General features: G+C 57.8%; 18 protein-coding genes. 10 read left to right on the plus strand and 8 right to left on the minus strand.

Annotation, left to right across the window (positions count from 1 at the left end; all coding sequences use genetic code 11):
- From ACR0LX_RS10130 to ACR0LX_RS10145, 4 genes are all read right to left on the minus strand, one after another.
- Nucleotides 1-1,356 (minus strand): amidase, encoded by a 1,356-nt coding sequence (locus ACR0LX_RS10130; protein WP_480783614.1) that lies wholly within the window; start codon nt 1,354-1,356, stop codon nt 1-3.
- The gene (locus ACR0LX_RS10135; RefSeq protein ID WP_480578977.1) at nt 1,353-2,717 is read right to left on the minus strand and encodes a TRAP transporter large permease; all 1,365 of its coding nucleotides are present in this window, start codon (nt 2,715-2,717) and stop codon (nt 1,353-1,355) included. The genes ACR0LX_RS10130 and ACR0LX_RS10135 overlap by 4 nt, the downstream gene beginning before the upstream one ends.
- Nucleotides 2,710-3,318 (minus strand): TRAP transporter small permease subunit, encoded by a 609-nt coding sequence (locus ACR0LX_RS10140; RefSeq protein ID WP_480578974.1) that lies wholly within the window; start codon nt 3,316-3,318, stop codon nt 2,710-2,712. Before ACR0LX_RS10140 ends, ACR0LX_RS10135 begins: the two co-directional genes overlap by 8 nt.
- Nucleotides 3,319-3,397: 79 nt before the next feature.
- Complete coding sequence (locus tag ACR0LX_RS10145; RefSeq protein ID WP_480578972.1) at nt 3,398-4,492, minus strand: TRAP transporter substrate-binding protein; 1,095 nt, start codon at nt 4,490-4,492, stop codon at nt 3,398-3,400.
- A 389-nt stretch (nt 4,493-4,881) separates the two neighbouring features.
- Here ACR0LX_RS10145 and ACR0LX_RS10150 point away from each other — a divergent pair, with 389 nt between their 5' ends.
- The 5 genes from ACR0LX_RS10150 (at nt 4,882) to mmsB (ending at nt 9,405) form a co-directional block, all read left to right on the plus strand.
- A complete protein-coding gene (locus ACR0LX_RS10150; protein WP_480783615.1) occupies nt 4,882-5,166 on the plus strand; it encodes a hypothetical protein in 285 nt (94 codons plus the stop codon).
- Nucleotides 5,167-5,256: 90 nt separating this feature from the next.
- Nucleotides 5,257-6,657, plus strand: coding sequence for a selenium-binding protein SBP56-related protein (locus ACR0LX_RS10155; protein WP_480783616.1), 1,401 nt, complete (start codon nt 5,257-5,259; stop codon nt 6,655-6,657).
- Nucleotides 6,658-6,663: 6 nt separating this feature from the next.
- Entirely contained in the window at nt 6,664-7,341 is a 678-nt protein-coding gene (locus tag ACR0LX_RS10160; RefSeq protein ID WP_480783617.1) for a hypothetical protein, read from the plus strand.
- A gap of 97 nt (nt 7,342-7,438) precedes the next feature.
- Nucleotides 7,439-8,362: an alpha/beta hydrolase gene (locus ACR0LX_RS10165; protein WP_480783618.1), complete on the plus strand. Its 924-nt coding sequence runs from the start codon at nt 7,439-7,441 to the stop codon at nt 8,360-8,362.
- Between the two features lie 170 nt (nt 8,363-8,532).
- A complete protein-coding gene (gene mmsB / locus ACR0LX_RS10170; protein WP_480783619.1) occupies nt 8,533-9,405 on the plus strand; it encodes a 3-hydroxyisobutyrate dehydrogenase in 873 nt (290 codons plus the stop codon).
- Nucleotides 9,406-9,486: 81 nt separating this feature from the next.
- On the opposite strand, the gene ACR0LX_RS10175 is transcribed toward mmsB, so the two are convergent.
- On the minus strand, nt 9,487-10,359 hold the full coding sequence (locus ACR0LX_RS10175; protein WP_480783620.1) for a LysR family transcriptional regulator: 873 nt from the start codon (nt 10,357-10,359) through the stop codon (nt 9,487-9,489).
- 100 nt (nt 10,360-10,459) lie between these two features.
- Here ACR0LX_RS10175 and ACR0LX_RS10180 point away from each other — a divergent pair, with 100 nt between their 5' ends.
- Genes ACR0LX_RS10180 through ACR0LX_RS10200 form a run of 5 tightly spaced genes read left to right on the plus strand, consistent with a single transcriptional unit; the run spans nt 10,460 to nt 16,218 of the window.
- The gene (locus ACR0LX_RS10180; protein WP_480783621.1) at nt 10,460-11,905 is read left to right on the plus strand and encodes an aldehyde dehydrogenase family protein; all 1,446 of its coding nucleotides are present in this window, start codon (nt 10,460-10,462) and stop codon (nt 11,903-11,905) included.
- Nucleotides 11,905-12,879: a membrane dipeptidase gene (locus ACR0LX_RS10185; protein ID WP_480783772.1), complete on the plus strand. Its 975-nt coding sequence runs from the start codon at nt 11,905-11,907 to the stop codon at nt 12,877-12,879. The genes ACR0LX_RS10180 and ACR0LX_RS10185 overlap by 1 nt, the downstream gene beginning before the upstream one ends.
- 4 nt (nt 12,880-12,883) lie before the next feature.
- Nucleotides 12,884-14,569, plus strand: coding sequence for a hypothetical protein (locus tag ACR0LX_RS10190; protein ID WP_480783622.1), 1,686 nt, complete (start codon nt 12,884-12,886; stop codon nt 14,567-14,569).
- Nucleotides 14,566-15,195 carry a DUF3726 domain-containing protein gene (locus ACR0LX_RS10195; RefSeq protein ID WP_480783623.1) on the plus strand — a complete coding sequence of 210 codons (630 nt, stop codon included), beginning with the start codon at nt 14,566-14,568 and terminating at the stop codon, nt 15,193-15,195. Before ACR0LX_RS10190 ends, ACR0LX_RS10195 begins: the two co-directional genes overlap by 4 nt.
- A gap of 12 nt (nt 15,196-15,207) precedes the next feature.
- Nucleotides 15,208-16,218, plus strand: a complete 1,011-nt coding sequence (locus ACR0LX_RS10200; protein WP_480783624.1) for an Ldh family oxidoreductase — start codon at nt 15,208-15,210, stop codon at nt 16,216-16,218.
- An 8-nt stretch (nt 16,219-16,226) separates the two neighbouring features.
- Here ACR0LX_RS10200 and ACR0LX_RS10205 read toward each other — a convergent pair whose 3' ends face one another.
- From ACR0LX_RS10205 to ACR0LX_RS10215, 3 genes are read right to left on the minus strand one after another with little or no spacing between them, the layout of a single operon-like run.
- Entirely contained in the window at nt 16,227-17,222 is a 996-nt protein-coding gene (locus tag ACR0LX_RS10205; protein WP_480783625.1) for an ABC transporter ATP-binding protein, read from the minus strand.
- Nucleotides 17,219-18,253 carry a Gfo/Idh/MocA family protein gene (locus ACR0LX_RS10210; protein ID WP_480783626.1) on the minus strand — a complete coding sequence of 345 codons (1,035 nt, stop codon included), beginning with the start codon at nt 18,251-18,253 and terminating at the stop codon, nt 17,219-17,221. The genes ACR0LX_RS10205 and ACR0LX_RS10210 overlap by 4 nt, the downstream gene beginning before the upstream one ends.
- Complete coding sequence (locus tag ACR0LX_RS10215) at nt 18,250-19,089, minus strand: carbohydrate ABC transporter permease (RefSeq protein ID WP_480783627.1); 840 nt, start codon at nt 19,087-19,089, stop codon at nt 18,250-18,252. The genes ACR0LX_RS10210 and ACR0LX_RS10215 overlap by 4 nt, the downstream gene beginning before the upstream one ends.
- Nucleotides 19,090-19,097 lie beyond the last annotated feature (8 nt).

The following is a 19,097-nucleotide window of genomic DNA, read 5'->3' on the forward strand; positions in this document are numbered from 1 at the left end:
TTACTCTCCTTGTTGTTCCTGCTCGGCGAGCTTTCGCTGGACCCAGGATGCGGTGCGCAGAAGGCGGTCGTCTTCTTCTGTCGCGCCAATTAGTTGTACGCCGACCGGCAGATCGGTCTGTCCGACCAAAAGCGGCAGTGTCAGACAGGGCAACCCGGCCAGCGTCCAGGTCAGACAGAACACCGAATCCCCGGTATGACCCGCGCTCAACGGCACCGCCTCGCCCGTGGCAGACGGGGCGAGGATGGCGTCGAAATCGTTGAAATAGCCCGAAAAGAACTCCTGAGCGGATGCCATGACCGCAACCGCGTCTTCATATTGCATCTCGCTGATCTCGGTTCCGCGTTTGATGGCCGCCTGCATTTCTTCGCTAAGCTGGTCCCAGTTGGTCTCGGAAACCGGCGCCATGTTCTGGCGAATTTCGTAATCGTAGATGGTCTTGTGGACATTGATCAGATCGGCCAGTTGCGGCGACGCGGAAAAGCGCTCCACGCGTCCGTCCAGCCCGTCAATTACGGCATTCAATCCATCGACGGTACTTGCATCAAGGCGGTCGTGAAACGGGAAGTCCAGCCAGGCTATGTTAGGCGCAACCGGCGCGTCGGATTGAGCGCCGTCCAGCATGGGTGCGCGCGGTCTGGAAAAGCTGACGGTGTCGCTCTGGTCGTAGGATGCCAGGACATCGGTCAACAACGCGATGTCTTCTAAGGAGTTCGCAAAGCCACCGACATGATCCAGCGAAACAGATGTTCGGAACACGCCACTGCGTGAGATCGTGCCGCGAGTTGGTTTGAACCCGTAGACGCCGCAAAAAGAAGCCGGACGGATCACCGAGCCGCCGGTTTGCGAGCCAACGGCAAGCGGGACATGTCTGGCGGCGACCGCAGCCGCCGAACCGCTGGACGACCCGCCCGGAGTGCGCGCTGCGTCAAAGGGGTTGGTCGTGTCTGTCGGGTGCATGAAGGCGAATTCGGTGGTTTTGGTTTTGCCCATGATCACCGCGCCAGCTTCGCGCAAGCGTTCGACAAGACGGGCGTCGGAGTTCGGTTGGCGGCCCGCATAGACCGGGCTGCCGCATTGTGTTGGCATATCCTTTGTGTCGACAATGTCCTTCAGACCCACCGGCACACCGTGCAACGCCCCGGTGGCGCGCCCGGACTTGCGGATGCGGTCCATTTCGCGCGCCTGATCGAGCGCCATGCCCGCATCCAGATAGGCCCATGCGCGGATTTCGCTGTCGGTTTTGTCGATCCGCTCGAGGCAACACTCGACCAGCGCTTCGGATGTGATTTGACCCGAACGGATGGCCTCGGCGGATTGAACCGCTGAGAAGAGGGACAAATCATGTTTTGTCATGGGACCCAAACCCCGAACAGATAATCAGGCAGCCAAAGTGCGATCCCCGGGAACTGGTACATCAGCACCATGCATAGGATCACAATGGCCAGATAGGGCATCAGACCCTTGAAGATCTCCATCAGCTGGATCTGGTTTTTCAGCACCCCTTTGAGGTAATAGGCCGACATCGCCATCGGAGGCGTCAGGAAAGAGGTCTGCAAATTCAGCGCCACCAGCATCGCGAAGAAATACGGGTTTACTCCGAACGTATCCAGCATTGGCAGGAAGATCGGAACGAAGATGATCAGGATCTCTGACCACTCCAGAGGCCAGCCCAGCAGGAAGATGATCAGCTGCGCAAGGATCAGGAACTGCCACGGTTGCAGGTTCATGCCGACCACCCAATGCTCGATCACGTCGTGGCCACCGAGATATGAAAAGATCGAAGCAAAGGTCCACGAACCAACAAACAGCCAACACACCATTGCAGTGGCTTTGGCGGTCAGAAAGACGCTTTGCTTGACCTTGTCCCATGTCAGCGACCGATAGAACATCGCCAGCACCAGTCCACCAAGCGCGCCCATTGCGGCGGCTTCGGCAGGTGTTGCTAGACCACCGAGGATCGACCCCAAAACCAGCATGATCAACACGGTCAGAGGTACGAATGAGATCAGCAGATCCATATAGATCTGGCGTTTCGGCGGGATGTCATCTTCTTGCGGCTTGGGGGCCAGGGATGGGTTTATCCACACGCGGATCATCACATAGACGATGTAGAGGCCGGCAAGCAGTAGCCCGGGAAACACCGCAGCCGCATAGAGTCGCAGAGGCGATAGCTCGGCGATCGCGGCGTAAACGATCAGCATGATCGACGGAGGGATGAGAATGCCCAAAGTCCCACCCGCACAGATGACACCTGAAGCAAAACTGCGCTGATACCCGGCATTGGCCATCGCCGGATAGGCCAGCAGCCCCATCAGGGTAACGACGGCTCCGACGATGCCGGATGCGGTCGAAAACACGGCACAGGTCAGCAAAGCCGCGATGGCCAGCGACCCCGGAAGGTTGCGCGCAGCCATGTAGAGCGAGAAAAACAGGCGATCAACGATATTCGCCCGTTCGACCACGTATCCCATGAACAGGAACAAAGGGATGGCGACCAGCGTGTCGTTCTCCATCACCGAATAGGTGTTTTGGTTCAGTAGATAGAAGATGTTGTTGTTGAAGATATCCGCAATGGTTTCGGGCGCGGATTGGTAATAGGCGTAATAGCCAAACGCGACTCCCATGGCCAGCAACGTGAAGGCAATTGGAAAGCCCAGCAGCACCAACACGATAAAGAGGCTGAGCATCAAGATGGCGACCTGAGGATCAGTCATCGCTGCGGCCTCCTTGCTTGGTGTCGGTTGGCTGAAGTTTGTCGACAGTCGATTCCATCAACATGTCCTCGGTCTCTCGAACATCGTCGAGACGTTCGAGCCAGACGCCATTTTTCATGGCCAGCCAGCACCGCGCCATTTCAGCGAGGCCTTGTAACATCAGCAGCATGCCCGCGACCGGGATCAGGGTCTTGAAGAAATAGATCTGGATGCGCGCGGGGCTGTTCCAGCTTACTTCCTCATAGCGCCAGCTGTCTTTCGCGATCTCCCAGCCGTACCAGAACAAGGCGAACATGCCGGGAAAGAAGAAAAGAATGTACAGAACGAAATCGACGCGCGCCTGCCATTTGACCGAAAACAGCCGGTATAAGACGTCGCCGCGCACATGCGCGTCCTGGGCCAGCGCGTAAGCACCCGCCATCAGGAACAGCGCGCCATACATCTGCACCATCATGTCGAAGGCCCATACCGTCGGCTTGTTCAGCACGTAGCGGACAAACACTTCGTAGGACACTGAAAGCGTCAGTATTAGGATGCACCATCCAAAGGCTTTGCCAACCCATTGGCTTAGCCCTTCGATGGCGTGAATTGTCTTGACCAAGATCAGTTCCTCGCCTGTTCTGCCCGAAGTTCAGGAAGCCGCGCAAAGCGCGACCTCCAATATTTTGCGACCTTAGACGTCAGCCGAAATAGTGTTTGTAGGCCAGCTTATAGTCAGGCTGGTTCAGGTTGAGGTAGTTCATAACCGTCTTCGCGTATGCCTTCTGGCTGTCGATGACCTTGGCGAAGAAGGGGTCCTCGTTCGCGATACGCTCGACCACAACGTCCCAGGCATCTAGCTGTGCTTGCATAACGCTGTCCGGAGTCCTGTAGACGTTGACGCCCTGTTCCTCGGCCAGTGTGACCAGGTCCTCGGAATAGCGCTTGGTGTTGTTCCAGTAGAAGTTGGAATTTTCGGCCTCGGACGCATATTTCAGGATCGCCTGAAGCTCGGGCGCAAGGGCGTTGAACTTGTCCTTGTTGAAGGTGACCTCAAAGAACTCCTGACTCTGGTGGAATGACGCAAGGTGATAGTGTTTGGACACGTCTTGCATACCAAAGTCGCGGTCGGACGTCGGGTTGTTGAATTCCGCGGCATCGATCAGACCGGACTTCATCGCGGGCTGGATTTCACCGCCCGGCAACTGCACAACCGACATGCCCATCTCAAGCAGAACGTCCGCAGCAAGACCAACGGTCCGATATTTCAGGCCGTTCATCTGGCCCGCGTCCGTGATCTCTTCTTTGAACCAGCCCAACGGCTGCGCTGGCATCGGCGAGTTGAAGAAGGATACGACATTCAGTCCGAGTATCCCCATCAGCTCGTCAAACAGCTCCTGTCCGCCGCCATAATTCACCCAACCCAGAACTTCCTGGCTGGACCAGCCAAAGCAAGGGCCGGTTCCGAACAATGACGCGGTCTTGGATTTCGAGTACCAATAGGCTGGCACATAATGCGCAGCGTCCAGAACGCCGCGATGAACCGCGTCCTGCATCTGGCTGGTTTTCACGACCGAATTCACGGGTAGCAGCTCGATTGTCAGCTTGCCGCCCGACATTTCGTTCACGCGGTTCACGTAGGATTGCGCGTTCTCAAGAAAGATGCCGCCGCCCCAGGCTGCCTGCATCTTAAACGTGGTTCCTTCCTGCGCATGGACTGCGGGCGCCGCAAGCGCACCTGCGCCCACAACAGCCGTACCACGCAGAAAGCTTCTGCGGTTCAAAGATTTTGTCATGTTTCCTCCCTAAACTGGCTCGTTGCTGATATTTTTCAGCGTTTGGGCCAACCCGCCGTTCGGCGGACACGAGTAACGATAAGGCAGAATTCTGAATTTTCAAAATTTTTCGAAACCGCCCGAGCTATTTTCTGCAAGATTCACGTAACGTAATGATGAAAAATGACTTTATGCTTTTGATAGTTCTTGGGCCCAAGGTCGGGCCAATCGCTTTCATCGATATCCCAAACATCAGCGTCTCTGGCGGCAACCGAATGCCATATTGCGTCGCACCGGCGCTGGTTCTTTTGTCTTAACAAGGATGGAAACGGCGTCGAACGTCCGAATTGGGCGTGGGAGCGGAACCGCCCTTGCGGCGCGTAATCCGACCCGGCTTTCAGGAAACGAATTTGAATGCTACGTTCAACGCATTCACGGACCTAGCAAAAACCAAGCGCGACGATCGGGTGACCGAATTCTGCCCTGTTCCAAAGCAAGGCTTTGCCGATTGTGATCAAAAAGTCGGCATCGGTAAGTTCACTGTCGCAGCTTTTTTTGCGGGTAACGACTTTGGCGAAGCGCAATGCGCATTGGTCGTCCGACCACTGCGGCGTTTCGATCACGAATACAGGCAGGAGATTGGAGCACAAAAGAAGAAATTGGCGACAAAAAATTCTGAGCGCCAAACAGCGTAGTGACGTCGCACAGGTGTAGAGGAGGCACTGGTACGGCGATCGCGGACGCGCCTCAGCGACCTGGGGCAAACATATAATGGGAGGACTGAAATGAATCTACGACCAGATCCGACGTTTCATGCGTCACCAAAACTGGCGATGGAAGCGCCGGTCGAGAATTTTGCCTTCACCATAATGCTCGGCAAAGACGCCAGCCATCATGATGGATTGGCGGTGATAGACCTGCGGTCCGGTTCGGACACTTACGGACAAATTGTGCACACCGTCATGACGCCGACCCCCGGTGATGAGTTTCACCATTTCGGTTGGAACGCCTGTTCGTCGTCGTTGTCGCCGCTGTCGGGCCACGCGTTTCTGGAACGTCGCTATCTGATCGTTCCGGGCATCCGCTCGAGCCGTATCTATATCTTCGATGTCAAGGAACCGCTTGAGGCAAAGATTCACAAGATCATCGAGCCTGAAGAGGTGTTTGCCAAAACCGGCTACTCTCGCCCGCATACCATCCATTGCGGACCCGAGGGCATTTATGTCTCGACCCTTGGCGGGGCCGGGCCGGATGGCACCGACGGACCGCCGGGAATTTTCATCATGGATTGTGAAAGCTTTGAGATCATCGGTCGCTATGAGATGGATCGCGGCAAGCAGGACAAACACTATGATTTCTGGTGGAACCTGCCGCAAGACTACATGGTCAGTTCCGAATGGGGTCTGCCACCGCAGTTCGAGAACGGGGTGGTTCCCGAAGACCTGCTGAGCAACAAATACGGCCATTCCATCCATTTCTGGGACCTGCGCGCGCGCAAGAATATCCAGACGATTGATTTTGGCGAAAACTACCAGATGGCGCTGGAAATCCGCCCCGCGCATGACCCAAGCAAGTCTTACGGGTTCTGCGGAGTGGTGGTCGACACGACCAACCTGCAAGGCGCGATCTTTACCTGGTGGCGCGATGACGACGGCAAATGGCAGGCGAAGAAGGTCATCACCATCGACCCGCGCCCCGAGGACCCGGAGAACCTGCCAGAGTTGCTCAAGGGCTTCAGCGCCGTGCCGCCGCTGGTTACGGATATCGACCTGAGCCTGGACGACAAATACCTCTATGTCGCCTGCTGGGGGCTGGGCGAGATGCACCAGTATGACGTCTCCGACCCGTTCAATCCCGTTCTGAACGGCAAGGTGGAGCTGGGCGGCATCGCGCGCGAAACCAAGCACCCCAACGGCCAGGATTTTGTCTATGGCCCACAGATGGTCGAGATCAGCCGAGATGGCAAGCGAGTCTACTGGACCAACTCGCTGTATTCCACCTGGGACAATCAGTTCTACCCTCATCACGAAGGAGGCCAGATGGTGATGGCCAATGTGGGCGAAGATGGCAGTTTCGCGCTGGACCAGGATTTTTACGTCAGCTTCCCGGAAGGGACGCGAGCGCACCAGATCCGTCTGGAAGGGGGCGACTGTTCGACCGACAGTTTCTGCTATTCCTCCGTGTAAGTGGTAATGGACGGATTGTCTTTGGCGGCCCTTTGGTGGGCCGTCATTTTTTCGGGCGTCTATCACGGCATCAACCCCGGCATGGGTTGGCCGCTGGCCGTTTCTGCCGCGCTGATGGAGCGCAAGCCGGCGGCCATGACGCGGGCGCTGGCAATGCTGGCGCTTGGTCATTTTCTGGCGATGATCGGCATTCTGCTGCCGTTCTCGCTGATGATCATTCTGGTTGAGCGCGAAACCGAAATTCGACTGGCCGCCGGTGTGATCGTCATTGCAATGGGTGTCTACCTGCTGGTCAATCGCAAACATCCAAAGATCCTGACCCGGGTGCATCCCGCACGGCTTGCGCTCTGGTCGTTCTTGGCCGCGATGGCGCACGGGGCAGGGTTGATGCTGGTTCCGATCTATCTGGGAATTTGCGGTATATTGGAGCCGGGCAACATCGCCGAAACCGGCCATGCCGCCGTGCAAAACCTGATGAGCAGCGACATAGCAACGGCCTTTATCGTGGCTGCAGTGCATACATTCGCGATGACGCTTGTAGGCGCCGCCGCCGCCGTTGTCGTCTATTGCTGGTTGGGGCTGACATTCATCTCAAAAAGTTGGTTCAACCTCGACGTCGTGTGGGCCGTTAGCCTGATTGTCGTCGGCGCGTTTGGATTCTGGTCGGCCTATGCTGGGCATTGATGGATTGAACAGCGTCTTGCGTCAGTCGAACCCGTTCCCTTTGTCTGTTGGGTGTTTCGTGACAGACTAACCAAGTTGATTGAAAGGAGTTTCCCCGATGGCACTGTTTTTTTCGCGCCGAACCTATAATGCGTCCAAGAAGAAATTTACCCTGAAACCGGCTGCCAAGACACGTTACGTCAGCATCACTCAGACAAGCTCAGATGGGCGTATCCGAAAGGGTGGAATTGTCAAAAAGTCAAATTGGCTCGAACTGGTGCGCCAGCAGGGCGGTGACAAGGAAGTTCTGATTTATGTCCACGGGTTCAACACCTCGCAAAAGGAAATGCTGGACCGACTGGCAAAGATCGAAAAAGGCGTCAGGGCCAAAGGGTACAAAGGCGCTGTGGTGGCGTTCGACTGGCCCAGTGACGGGTCGGTTCATGCCTATGATAAGGATCGCTCGGACGCCAAAAAAGTCGCCCCGCATCTGGTCGGGGACGGGATGCTGCCGCTGTTGGCCATGTCGCCGCGCCCGAAGGTTCATATAATCGCGCATTCCATGGGGGCGCTCGTCGTGCTTCGCGCCTTTTCTGATTTCGGAGACTCCGCCGGTCCGGGCAGAAGCTGGGGCGCGGATCAAGTCATGTTCGCCTCGGCAGACGTGGATTCCGCCTGGCTGGAGAAAGGGGCCTGGGGCGGGCTGGTCCTGAAGAAACGCTGCAAACGGTTTACGAACTATTACAGCGGAAAGGACAAGGTTCTGGCCCTGTCGGGCGGACTGATAAACGGCGGTCGCGCCCGTGCGGGGCATGTCGGAATGCCGGACCTTATGACCAAGGGACATTGGGACATTTTCTGCGATGAGCAATATCGGCGCGACGTTCCCAAATCCAAGCGGTCCCGCGTTTTTTCACATCGTTGGTGGTTCGAAAATGACGGTTTCTACAAGGACCTCACGTTGACGATAGATGGCAGGGACGCCAAGTCGATGCCAACACGCAGGGGAACGACAGGTAGGGACCTGGCCTTGCTCAGCTGATCGGTATCTGCGCGCCGATGGTCGCCGGTGCAAATCCGACGACATCGGCACATGGGCGATTGACAAATTCCCTCAACCGAACTGGAAATACCGCAAGCCGGCGCTGTACCATCGGATCGATCATACCAGCGAGCCGAGGCGGTGACCTTGTGATCTGACGGAGGAAAGACATGAAGATCGGATTTATCGGACTGGGCAACATGGGCGGCCCGATGGCAGCCAATCTGGCCAAAGCAGGTCATGACGTTGTCGGGTACGACATGGCGGATGTTGCGATCGAAGGTGTCACGCTCGCCGGATCGGGGGCCGAGGCCGCCACCGATGCCGATGTCATCATCACCATGCTGCCCAACGGCCAGATCCTGCGCGCTGTCGGTGACGAGGTGATCCCGGCGATGACCAAAGGGGCGGCGCTGGTGGATTGTTCGACAGTGGACGTCGACAGCGCGCGTGCTGTTGCGGAACAGGCAACAGCGGCCGGGTTGAAATTTGTCGATGCCCCTGTGTCGGGCGGCATCGGCGGCGCCTCTGCCGGAACCTTGACGTTCATGGCAGGGGGAACGGCTGATGCCTTCGCGACCGCAGCCCCGCTGTTCGAGATCATGGGTCAGAAAGCCGTGCATTGCGGCGACGCGGGAGCCGGGCAGGCCGCGAAAATCTGCAACAACATGATCTTGGGCGTCACCATGATCGGCACCTGCGAGGCGTTTGCTTTGGCGGACAAGCTGGGTCTGGACCGCCAGAAGATGTTTGATGTCGTCTCGACCTCGTCGGGCTATAGCTGGACGATGAACGCCTATTGCCCCGCACCGGGTATCGGGCCGGAAAGCCCTGCGGACAACGACTATCAGCCCGGGTTCGCAGCAGAACTCATGCTCAAGGATTTGCGCCTCAGCCAGCAGGCTGCCACCAGTGCAGATGCGGACACGCCGATGGGGCAGTTGGCTGAACAGCTATATGCCCGGTTCGTTGAAGATGAAGACGGTCAAGGTCGCGACTTTTCGGCTATGCTGCCGCGCTTTAGCGCCAGAGGACGGGGCTGACGCCAGTGCAGTTAGTCTGACCGCCGCGCCGCGTGAATTCCGACGCGTCGACGTCTGTTGATGCGACGGATTGCTTCTACGTCAGATCAGCTTGCTGTCCAGAATGAAAGAACTGCATGCTTCGGTCAGGTCTGCGGACCGGGGTTTCTCTTTCACGTACAGATAGACCTGCCGTTTATCGGGCAAATCCGAAAGCGCGCGAAACGCAGTGGATTCAGGAATGAATCGCGCAACGGTCTGCGGCAGAACGGTCACCCACTTGCCCGTTCTGACCATGGTGATAAGCGAATGCGTATTGTGGATGGTCACCTCGGTACCTTTGATCGCGTCCACAAATTTTGGCGTCTGGATCAGGTCGCACAGGGCATTCCGTACAAATGATGCGGCCATCACGTCCTTGATGCTCGGAGGGTTCGGGTTTGTAACAAGCGGATGGTCGGACGCGCATACAAGCCCGAATTGGTCTTCGAACAAGGGAATGGCTTTGATGCCCTTTAGTGGATGAAGACCCGAGGCAATTCCAATGTCGGCTTTGCCTTCGGCCAGCGAGTCCAGCACCTGTTGCGTATCTGTGTCGCGCAGCTCGACCTTCAGCCCGGGAAATCGCTTGGTCATGTATTCGAGGACCGAAGGAAACACCAACGCGGCGACTGAGGGGACCGACACTATGCGCATCAAGCCATGCGCCGCATCGGCCGCCGCTTCGATGGATTGCACCGTCTGATCGAACTGGCGTATCTGTTTCAGTGACATCTCGAACACCTGCTCTCCCAAAGCGGACAGGTGGTTCTTTCGTTCCCCATCGAAAAGTTTCTTGCCAAGATGGCTTTCCAATTGTTTGAGAGTCATGGAGACCGCAGATTGGGTGCGTCCCAGACGATCGGCCGCCTCGGCAAGATTGCCGGTCTGAGCGACGGTACAGAAACTGCGCAGCATTTCGATCTTGATGGCCATAATTCAAATTTCCTGAAGTTTCTTTAAGTTGTTTGAGTTTGACTGATGTGGGTCGCAAAGTCCATTCTGCTCCCAACCATTTTTTGACCTGGGGCTTACCGTGAACAACCTGAACCTGATCGCCGGCGAATGGCTGACTGGCGAAAGCGAGATTGAAAACCGCAACCCTTCAGATCTGAGCGACGTGATAGGGCTCTACGCGCAGGCCAGCGCAGATCAGCTTGAGGCGACTTTGGATCAGGCGCGCATCGCGCAGGCCGAGTGGGCAGCCTATGGGCTCGAGCGCAAGCAGGCCGTGCTGATGAACATCGGCAACGAACTGATGGCCCGGGCCGAAGAGCTGGGCACACTTCTCAGCCGGGAAGAGGGCAAGCCGCTTGCAGAAGGCAAGGGCGAGGTTTTCCGCGCCGGTCAGTTTTTCACCTATTACGCCGCCGAGTGTTTGCGTCAGATTGGCGAGAACGCGGATTCCGTGCGCCCCGATATCGAGATCGACGTCCGGCGCGAGGCCGTCGGTGTGGTTGCGATCATCAGCCCCTGGAACTTCCCGACCGCCACCGCATCGTGGAAGATTGCACCGGCGCTGTGCTACGGCAACGCAGTGGTCTGGAAACCCGCAAATATCACGCCTGCTTCCGCTGTCGCACTGACCGAGATCATCAACCGTCAGGATATTCCCAAAGGTCTGTTCAGCCTTGTCATGGGTTCGGGCCGGTCCATTGGGCAACGGCTGGTGGAAAGCCCCAAGGTCAATGCCATTTCATTCACCGGCTCGGTGCCGGTCGGCAAGGGTATTGCAGCCGCTGCAATCCAGAACCTAACCAAGGTTCAAATGGAAATGGGGTCGAAAAACGCATTGGCCGTAATGGATGACGCCGATCTCGATCTGGCGGTGTCTCTGGCGTTGGGTGGGGCCTTTGGGGGCACCGGTCAGAAATGTACCGCCTCATCGCGCCTGATCGTTCATTCGGCGATTCACGACGCGTTCGTTGAAAAGCTGGTGACAGGTGCGCAGGCGATGAAAGTTGGCCATGCGCTAGAGGATGGCACCCAGATGGGTCCGGTTGTTAGCCAGCAGCAGTTGACCGAGAACCTGGCCTATGTCGATCTGGGTAAGTCCGAAGGTGCCGAACTGGCTTACGGTGGGCAGCGTTTGGATATGCCCCACGATGGCTATTACATGAGCCCCGGCGTGTTCCTGAATACAACCAACGACATGCGCATCAACCGGGAAGAGATGTTTGCCCCGCTGACCTCGGTCATCAAAGTTGACAGCTATGACGAGGCGCTGGCGACGGTGAACGATACCAATTTCGGTCTGACTTCGGGCATTGTCACACAAAGCCTGGCGCGTGCCACGCATTTCCGTCGGAACGCGCGTACAGGGGTTGTCACCGTGAACCTGCCAACCGCAGGCACCGACTATCACGTGCCCTTTGGCGGACGCGGCGACAGCTCGTACGGCCCGCGTGAGCAGGGCAAGGCAGCGGCCGAGTTCTACACCACGGTCAAAACCGCATATATCAGCTCCGGAACGCCGGTGTGATGCGGATCGACGGCCTGCAATACGCCAATTGGTCGGAAAAGATTTTTCGACAGTTGCGCGAAGGTGGCGTGGATGCGGTTCATGTCACCATCGCCTATCATGAGAATTTCCGGGAAACGGTTCTGAACTTTGAACAATGGAACAGGTGGTTCGAACAATACCCGGATCTAATCATGAAGGGCCTGTGGGCCAGCGATATCGACGAGGCACGGGAAACCGGTCGCACGGCAATTTTCTTTGGGTTTCAGAATCCGTCACCCATCGAAGATGATATTGGCTTGGTCGAAATCGTGCACACGCTGGGCGCGCGGTTCATGCAGCTGACCTATAACAATCAGTCCTTGCTGGCGACAGGTTGCTACGAGGCCGAAGATACCGGCCTGACGCGAATGGGCCGTCAGGTTGTCAAAGAGATGAACCGCGTTGGCCTTGTGGTCGACATGAGCCACTCGGCAGATCGGTCCACGATTGAAGCGGCAGAACTGTCCGAGCGCCCCATTGCCATCACCCACGCGAACCCGCATGAGTGGTCGCCCGCGCTGCGCAACAAGCGTGAAACGGTGATCCGCGCGGTCACCGGAAATGGTGGGATGTTGGGATTTTCGGTCTATCCTCATCACCTGAAGGACAAGTCTGACTGCACGTTGGAGAGTTTTTGCGAGATGATCGCACGGACCGCTGAAAAATATGGCGCCGAACATCTCGGGATCGGCACGGACCTGTGCCAGGATCAGCCCGACAGCGTGGTCGAATGGATGCGCGTCGGCCGGTGGAGCAAACAAATCGACTATGGTGAGGGGTCGGCCAGCAATCCCGGTTTCCCGCCGATGCCGGCGTGGTTCAGTGACAATCGGGACTTTGGGAATATTGAAAAAGGGTTGCGCGCAACCGGTCTGAATGACGACGAAGTGGCCGGGATCATGGGTGGAAACTGGTATCGGTTCTTCGCCGAAAACTTTGTCTCTCGGGGGTAACAGCATGGAAACGGCGCAGACACAATTCGGGACACGGGATCCTGCGACCGTCATGCGCCTGTCGCGATTGGGGTCGCTGCATCAATGCCGATTGAGTTTCATGCGGCAATTGACGCGCCGTATGGCACGGGAGAATTGGTCGTTCTCGCGTCCGGTGTTTGACATCGACGACAACGGCGTCGGGCGTGCTGTCTACACCGCCCACGGACCGGAACGGGCATATTCACTGGTTGCTTTCGCGCATGACCTGCCGCCCGAGAAACGTTCGGACCGGGTCATCGCCGATGCCTGGGACGCGACATTTGCCTTGTTTGACGGTATCCCGACCAAAGCCGATATCGACCGTTTGGCGCAAAACGTACCGTTACAAGAGGCTGGGCGTGTCAGTGAAAGCGAGTTGTCATTGTCGCGGGCCAACCGCTCGGTCCGGTTGTGGGCCCATGTGGTTGATGCCCTTGCCAATGGGACGCAGCCGGATTTGGAGCAGATCTACCAGGTCGGCTACCTGATGCGCACGACCGCCGTGTATGGATCAGGCAAATTTGGCGCAGCAGATCGCGAGAAAATCGCCGGACGTCCGGAAACAAGCGCACCGTTTCAGGCCGAGATGTTGTCCGTGTTTCTGACCCGCGCCTTTGTTCGGGATCTGGTGCAGCACATGGCAAACGCCAAGGGCGGCGAGAAGACCGCCAAACTAGATTCAGGCATCGCCCAGTGGTTGGGCATTGGCAATTCCACCGGCCTCGGCATGGCACCGTTCATCATCAACCACCCAGTCCTGTTCAACAACTGGATCATGGCGAGAGAGGAAGCCATCGCGCGCGTCCGATCCTTGGAGACCGCAACAGTGGCCGAAGCGGAGACCTTCCGTCAAATCTTTGAACGCAGTCGGCTTTCGATCTCTTGGTGGCGGTCGGAACATCCGATTCAGGTCGAGAAACTGGCAAATCTGAAGACGGATGTGCAAGCGATCTCGGGCTTTCTTGCCGAGGACAACCTTGTCAGCGATCACCCTTGGAACCGAATGCTGAGCTGGTCGGAAAGCGCGCTCAGCGAAGAAGGGCAGGAACTTCTGGCCTCGTTGGCTCTGGAACCTTACGCGGATCTTGTAGACGGGCTTGCCGCCAACATGGCCGACAGCAACCCCAAGGCGTTTGTGATCGACGGTCGGATGCAGATCGGTGACGTGCGCGACCTTATTCGTAAGGTGTTCGGGTGGGCGTTGGAATTGGATTGGGCGGCTGCTGAAAACTGCGCCCGGGCCTGGTATGTGTCCGAGGAAAAGCTGGAACCCCGATTAGGCGAACGGTTTGAAGAGCCGATTTCCGATTATGAACAACCGCTGGCCCCGGCCCGCGATGCGGCGGCGGCCTATGCCGCGCTTGGCGAATGGGACAATGCCAAACCGGTTGCCGAGTTTCTGCTGCGTCACCCCGAACATCGCCACACGATCCGGCGCATTCAGATGAACGGCATCGCGCCTTATGGCGAAATTTGCGACAACACGATCAGCTCTTCGGTGGCGCCGATTGATATGCTGCGGGCAAAGCTATCGTTCTTTGGTGCCACACATTTTGATCCCCGTTCAGATCGCTGGGTGCGTATCTGTATGTATGCCGGTGCGCCGTACCCCGAGGAATTGACTGGCGATAATGCAGATCTTTGGGTCTATCCGCAGGTGCCGGAATGAATCTTTCACTGAACGAAATGGAGGCGACCGCCAAACGGGCCACCCGCGGCGCGGGCTATAGTTGGGGTCAGGCGGAAGAGGCGTCAAAAGCGACCCGTTGGCTATGCGCCGAGGGGATGGACGGGGCTGGTGCCCTGGCTCGCTTGCTGTCGCTTGGTTTGGCATCAAACCTTGCCGCACATCGTCCGCAGCAGGTTGATGGCCTCTGGCTGGGTGACGGTGATCTGTGCCCCTTGTCCGCTGGGCCGCTGCTGTCGGACTATGCGCTTTTGCTTGCTGAAGGTCCGATCGAGATGCAGTCCGTGGTATCGCCAGCTTTGCTGTTACCTTTTGCCGCGAACACAGCCCGTGTGCTGGAGTGCGCGGTGGCGATGGATCTCGACGGTCTAGAGGTGGTCACAGATGGTGAACGTCTCGCCTCGCCCGATGATTTGCCCGACATCGCACGCAGGGTTGTCGTTTCGCGCGGTACTGCCCCTGAAGTCCACCGTAAACGGCAATCCCGAGCGCATCCCGCAGAGGATGATTGGGCCGTGCTGAACCATTTCGCCCACCGCACCTACGCTCCCGCAACCGAGGAATCCCGTCTGCTGGGCGCAGGGGCCGGGCTTTCCGATAACGATTGAAGAGACATCCAAGTGACTGACACACGAACCCTCACCCTTGCTGAAATCGAAGACCTGTCTTTCCGCGCGCTGGTCGCGGCGGGCACCTCCGAGGACAACGCCCGCCCGCTGGCAGAAGCGACTGCGGCGACCGAGGCAGACGGCGTCGCCAGCCACGGTCTGGCCTACATCCCGATCTATGCCGAGCATGTGCAATGCGGTAAAGTTGATGGCCAGGCGAAGCCGGTGCTGTCTCGTCCCAAACCGGGGGTCATTACGGTTGATGCGGCGACCGGTTTTGCCCATTCCGCCATTGATCTGGGGTTCGAAACGCTGATCCCGGCTGCGCGCGAGCAGGGCGTTGCGGTACTTGCCATCAGGAACAGCTATAATTGCGGGGTTTTGGGCTATCACACCTACCGGCTTGCGCAGGCCGGACTGGTTGCGTTGGGCTTCACCAACGCACCTGCTTCGATTGCGCCCTCGGGTGGGTCAAAGCCTGTTGTGGGGACCAATCCATTCTCGATCGCAGTCCCTGGGACCGATGGCCAACCCGCCCTGTTGATCGATCAGAGCGCCAGCACCATCGCAAAAAGCGAAGTGATGAAACATGCGCGCGAAGGTAAACCGATCCCGGTGGGCTGGGCGCTGGATTCCGATGGCAACCCGACCACCGATCCCGAGGTTGGACTGAAAGGGTCTATGGCACCTTCGGGTGGTTACAAGGGCGTGGGCATCGCTCTAACGGTCGAGTTGTTTGCCGCAGCGCTTACAGGCGCGACTCTGGGCATCAATGCTTCGCCATTCTCGGGAACTGCCGGGGGTCCACCGAAAACCGGCCAGTTCTTCATCGCAATCGATCCGGGCGCGACGGCCAACGGACAGTTCGAAAAAGGTGTCGCTGGCCTGGTTGAGGCGATCCGCTTTCAGGACGGTGCGCATTTGCCTGGGGACGGACGCCGGGCGAAACGTCTGGCCGCGCGCAAAGACGGCGTTGCCGTGAACACCGCGACGCTTGCCAGGATCGAGGCCCTATTGGGCTAGGCGCGCCCTCAAACGATGCGTTCGCCGCTGGGGCCAAACCGATAGGTGCGCTCGGGCGGGTAACCAAAGTGGATCGGTTGACCTGCGCTGACTTCATGCTGGCCGAACAGACGTGCGGTGATTTGGTGCTCCTGCATTGACGCAATCACGTTTGTGTCTCCGCCCAGATGCTCGACATGGGTGACCTGGGCGGCAAGGGGGCCGTCATCCGCCAGAAACAGATCCTCGGGGCGAATACCGGTTGTGACATCTGCACTTTCGCCAACCAGACTGGCGGGAAAGAAGTTCATCGAGGGCGCTCCCAGAAAACCGGCCACGAACTGGTTGGCCGGGTTGTTGTACAGCTCCATAGGGCTGCCGACCTGCTCGACGCGACCGTCGCGCAGGACGACGATCTTATCTGCAAGCGTCATCGCTTCGGTCTGGTCGTGGGTGACGTAGATCATCGAGGCGTCTAGCTGCTGATGCAAGTTGGCGATCTCCAGTCGCGTGTTCATGCGGAGGGCAGCATCCAGATTTGAGAGCGGCTCATCAAACAGGAACAGCTTGGGCTCGCGCACAATGGCGCGGCCGATGGCGACTCGCTGGCGTTGACCGCCGGACAATTCGGACGGGTAGCGGTCGATATAAGGCTCAAGGTTCAGCATTTTGCTGGCCTTGGCGACGCGTTCTTCGATGATCTGCTTGCTCTGACCTTCCTGTTTCAGCGCCAGCGACATGTTTTTGCGTACGTTCAAATGGGGGTAAAGCGCATAGCTCTGGAACACCATGGCAATACCCCGTTTCGACGGAGGTGTCAGGTTCACGATGTCACCACCAATGCGGACCTCACCGGACGAGACATCTTCAAGCCCGGCAATTACCCGCAGAAGGGTGGACTTGCCGCAGCCCGACGGGCCCACGAAGACGACAAACTCTCCGTCGTCCACTTCGATATTGATATCCTTCAGCACATGGACGTTGCCAAAGGACTTGTTCACGTTCGTAAGCGTCAGGGCGGTCATGCGTTTGCCTCTTTCAGCGAAATGGGTTGGCCGGTGCGGATGCTTTCGTCGGCGGCCAGGCAGATGGCCAGCGATTGCACGGCGTCGTTCATGTGGCTGGTCAGGTCGATGTCTTCGGCGATAGCGCGCAACATATAGGCTTGTTCGGCATCACAGAGTTCCTGGTGGCCGGGCTCATCAGGCATATCGATGGTCTGGTCACCCTCGGGCCGGTGGACCAGAAGGCCACCGACCTTGGTGTGGCCATCGATATCGGCTGACGCGCCCTTGTTGCCATCGGTGATCGAGACCGACCCGTTGGGCGACACGATGTCTTTCACGAAGAACGCGGTTTCCGACATCATCGGCCCCCAACCAGCCTCATACCAGCCGACCGAGCCGTCCTGGAAGATCACCTGAAACTGGCCATAATTGTACATGTCTTCGGCGATCTCATCGCTTAGGCGCAGGCCCATGCCGTGCACGCGCACAGGGTCAGAGTCGGTGATCTGGCACATCACATCGACATAATGCACGCCGCAATCGACAATCGGCGAAGTGGTCTGCATCAATGCCTTGTGTGTCTCCCACTCGGCCCCGCTGCTTTGCTGGTTGAGGTTCAGGCGGAACACGTAAGGCCCGCCCAGATCGCTCGCTTCCTTGATCAGGCGCATCCACGAAGGATGGTGGCGCAGGATATAGCCAATCGCCAGCTTGCGGTTGGTCTCAACGGCTTTCGCAACAACGCGTTTGGCATCAGCCACAGTCGTCGCCAGCGGCTTTTCAACAAAGACATGCGCCCCGGCCTCCATCGCCGCGCAGGCGAAGTCGGCATGGCTGTCGGAATAGGTCGCGACCACCACCAGATCGGGGCTGGTATCGGCCAGCGCTTCTTGGAAATCCGAATAGGCCGGGTAGTCGGACAGATCGGAATGATCTACACAACCGGACCGGTTCACCAACCCAACGATCTGCGCGTCCGGGTGGTTGTGATGGGCCAATGCGTGGCTCAAGCCCATATTGCCAAGGCCAGCGATCAGAACTTTGGTCATTTGACAGCTCCTGAAGTGAGGCCGCGGATCAGCTGGCGCGAGAAGATGACATAGAGCACCAGCACCGGCAGGATGGCCATGCTGAGCGCCGATAGAACTGCGTTCCAGTCGGTCACAAACTGGCCGATGAAAACCTGGCTGCCCAGTGTCAGGGTTTTGGTTTCTTCCGAGGGTGCCAGGATCAACGGGAACCAAAGGTCATTCCAGATCGGGATCATGTTGAATACGGCCACTGTCGCCATTGCGGGGCGGACAAGGGGCAGTACCAGACGGAAGAAGATTGTGTATTCCGACAAGCCGTCCACGCGGCCTGCGTTTTTCAGATCGTCCGACACCTGACGCATGAATTCGGACAGGATGAATACCGCAAGCGGTAACCCTTGGGCGGTATAGACGAGGATCAAAGCCCACAGCGAATTCACCAGGCCGGTCGCCACCATCAGCTCGAGAATGGCGACAGTGCCGATGCGGATCGGGATCATGATGCCAAGCGCCAGATACAGGCCCATCAGCATGTTGCCCTTGAACCGGTATTCACTAAGCGCAAAGGCCGCCATGGCACCGAACAGCAGAATGAAGGCGAGTGATACGACAGTGACGATCAGCGAGTTCTGGAAATAGAGGAAGAAGTCCCCTTGCTTCATCACCGTTTGGTAACCGACCAAAGAGAAGCTTTCCGCGTCAGGCAGAGCAAGCGGTTCGCGGAATATAGCGCGGCGGGTTTTGAAGCTGTTGATGATGATCACGAAGACCGGGAACAAGGCGATCAGCGTGTAGAGGATCAGCGCCCCGTGCATGGCGGCCGTATTCAGCGGGTTGTGGCGTGCTTTGTTCATCTGTTCAC

Source organism: Ruegeria sp. CH11 (assembly GCF_056537105.1).

Bases quoted from the DNA above. Each gene is read 5' to 3' on its own strand.
- ACR0LX_RS10130 (WP_480783614.1), bottom strand. From the start codon at position 1,356: ATGACAAAACATGATTTGTCCCTCTTCTCAGCGGTTCAATCCGCCGAG.
- ACR0LX_RS10135 (WP_480578977.1), bottom strand. From the start codon at position 2,717: ATGACTGATCCTCAGGTCGCCATCTTGATGCTCAGCCTCTTTATCGTG.
- ACR0LX_RS10145 (WP_480578972.1), bottom strand. From the start codon at position 4,492: ATGACAAAATCTTTGAACCGCAGAAGCTTTCTGCGTGGTACGGCTGTT.
- ACR0LX_RS10155 (WP_480783616.1), top strand. From the start codon at position 5,257: ATGAATCTACGACCAGATCCGACGTTTCATGCGTCACCAAAACTGGCG.
- ACR0LX_RS10160 (WP_480783617.1), top strand. From the start codon at position 6,664: ATGGACGGATTGTCTTTGGCGGCCCTTTGGTGGGCCGTCATTTTTTCG.
- ACR0LX_RS10165 (WP_480783618.1), top strand. From the start codon at position 7,439: ATGGCACTGTTTTTTTCGCGCCGAACCTATAATGCGTCCAAGAAGAAA.
- mmsB (WP_480783619.1), top strand. From the start codon at position 8,533: ATGAAGATCGGATTTATCGGACTGGGCAACATGGGCGGCCCGATGGCA.
- ACR0LX_RS10175 (WP_480783620.1), bottom strand. From the start codon at position 10,359: ATGGCCATCAAGATCGAAATGCTGCGCAGTTTCTGTACCGTCGCTCAG.
- ACR0LX_RS10185 (WP_480783772.1), top strand. From the start codon at position 11,905: ATGCGGATCGACGGCCTGCAATACGCCAATTGGTCGGAAAAGATTTTT.
- ACR0LX_RS10190 (WP_480783622.1), top strand. From the start codon at position 12,884: ATGGAAACGGCGCAGACACAATTCGGGACACGGGATCCTGCGACCGTC.
- ACR0LX_RS10195 (WP_480783623.1), top strand. From the start codon at position 14,566: ATGAATCTTTCACTGAACGAAATGGAGGCGACCGCCAAACGGGCCACC.
- ACR0LX_RS10205 (WP_480783625.1), bottom strand. From the start codon at position 17,222: ATGACCGCCCTGACGCTTACGAACGTGAACAAGTCCTTTGGCAACGTC.
- ACR0LX_RS10210 (WP_480783626.1), bottom strand. From the start codon at position 18,253: ATGACCAAAGTTCTGATCGCTGGCCTTGGCAATATGGGCTTGAGCCAC.
- ACR0LX_RS10215 (WP_480783627.1), bottom strand. From the start codon at position 19,089: ATGAACAAAGCACGCCACAACCCGCTGAATACGGCCGCCATGCACGGG.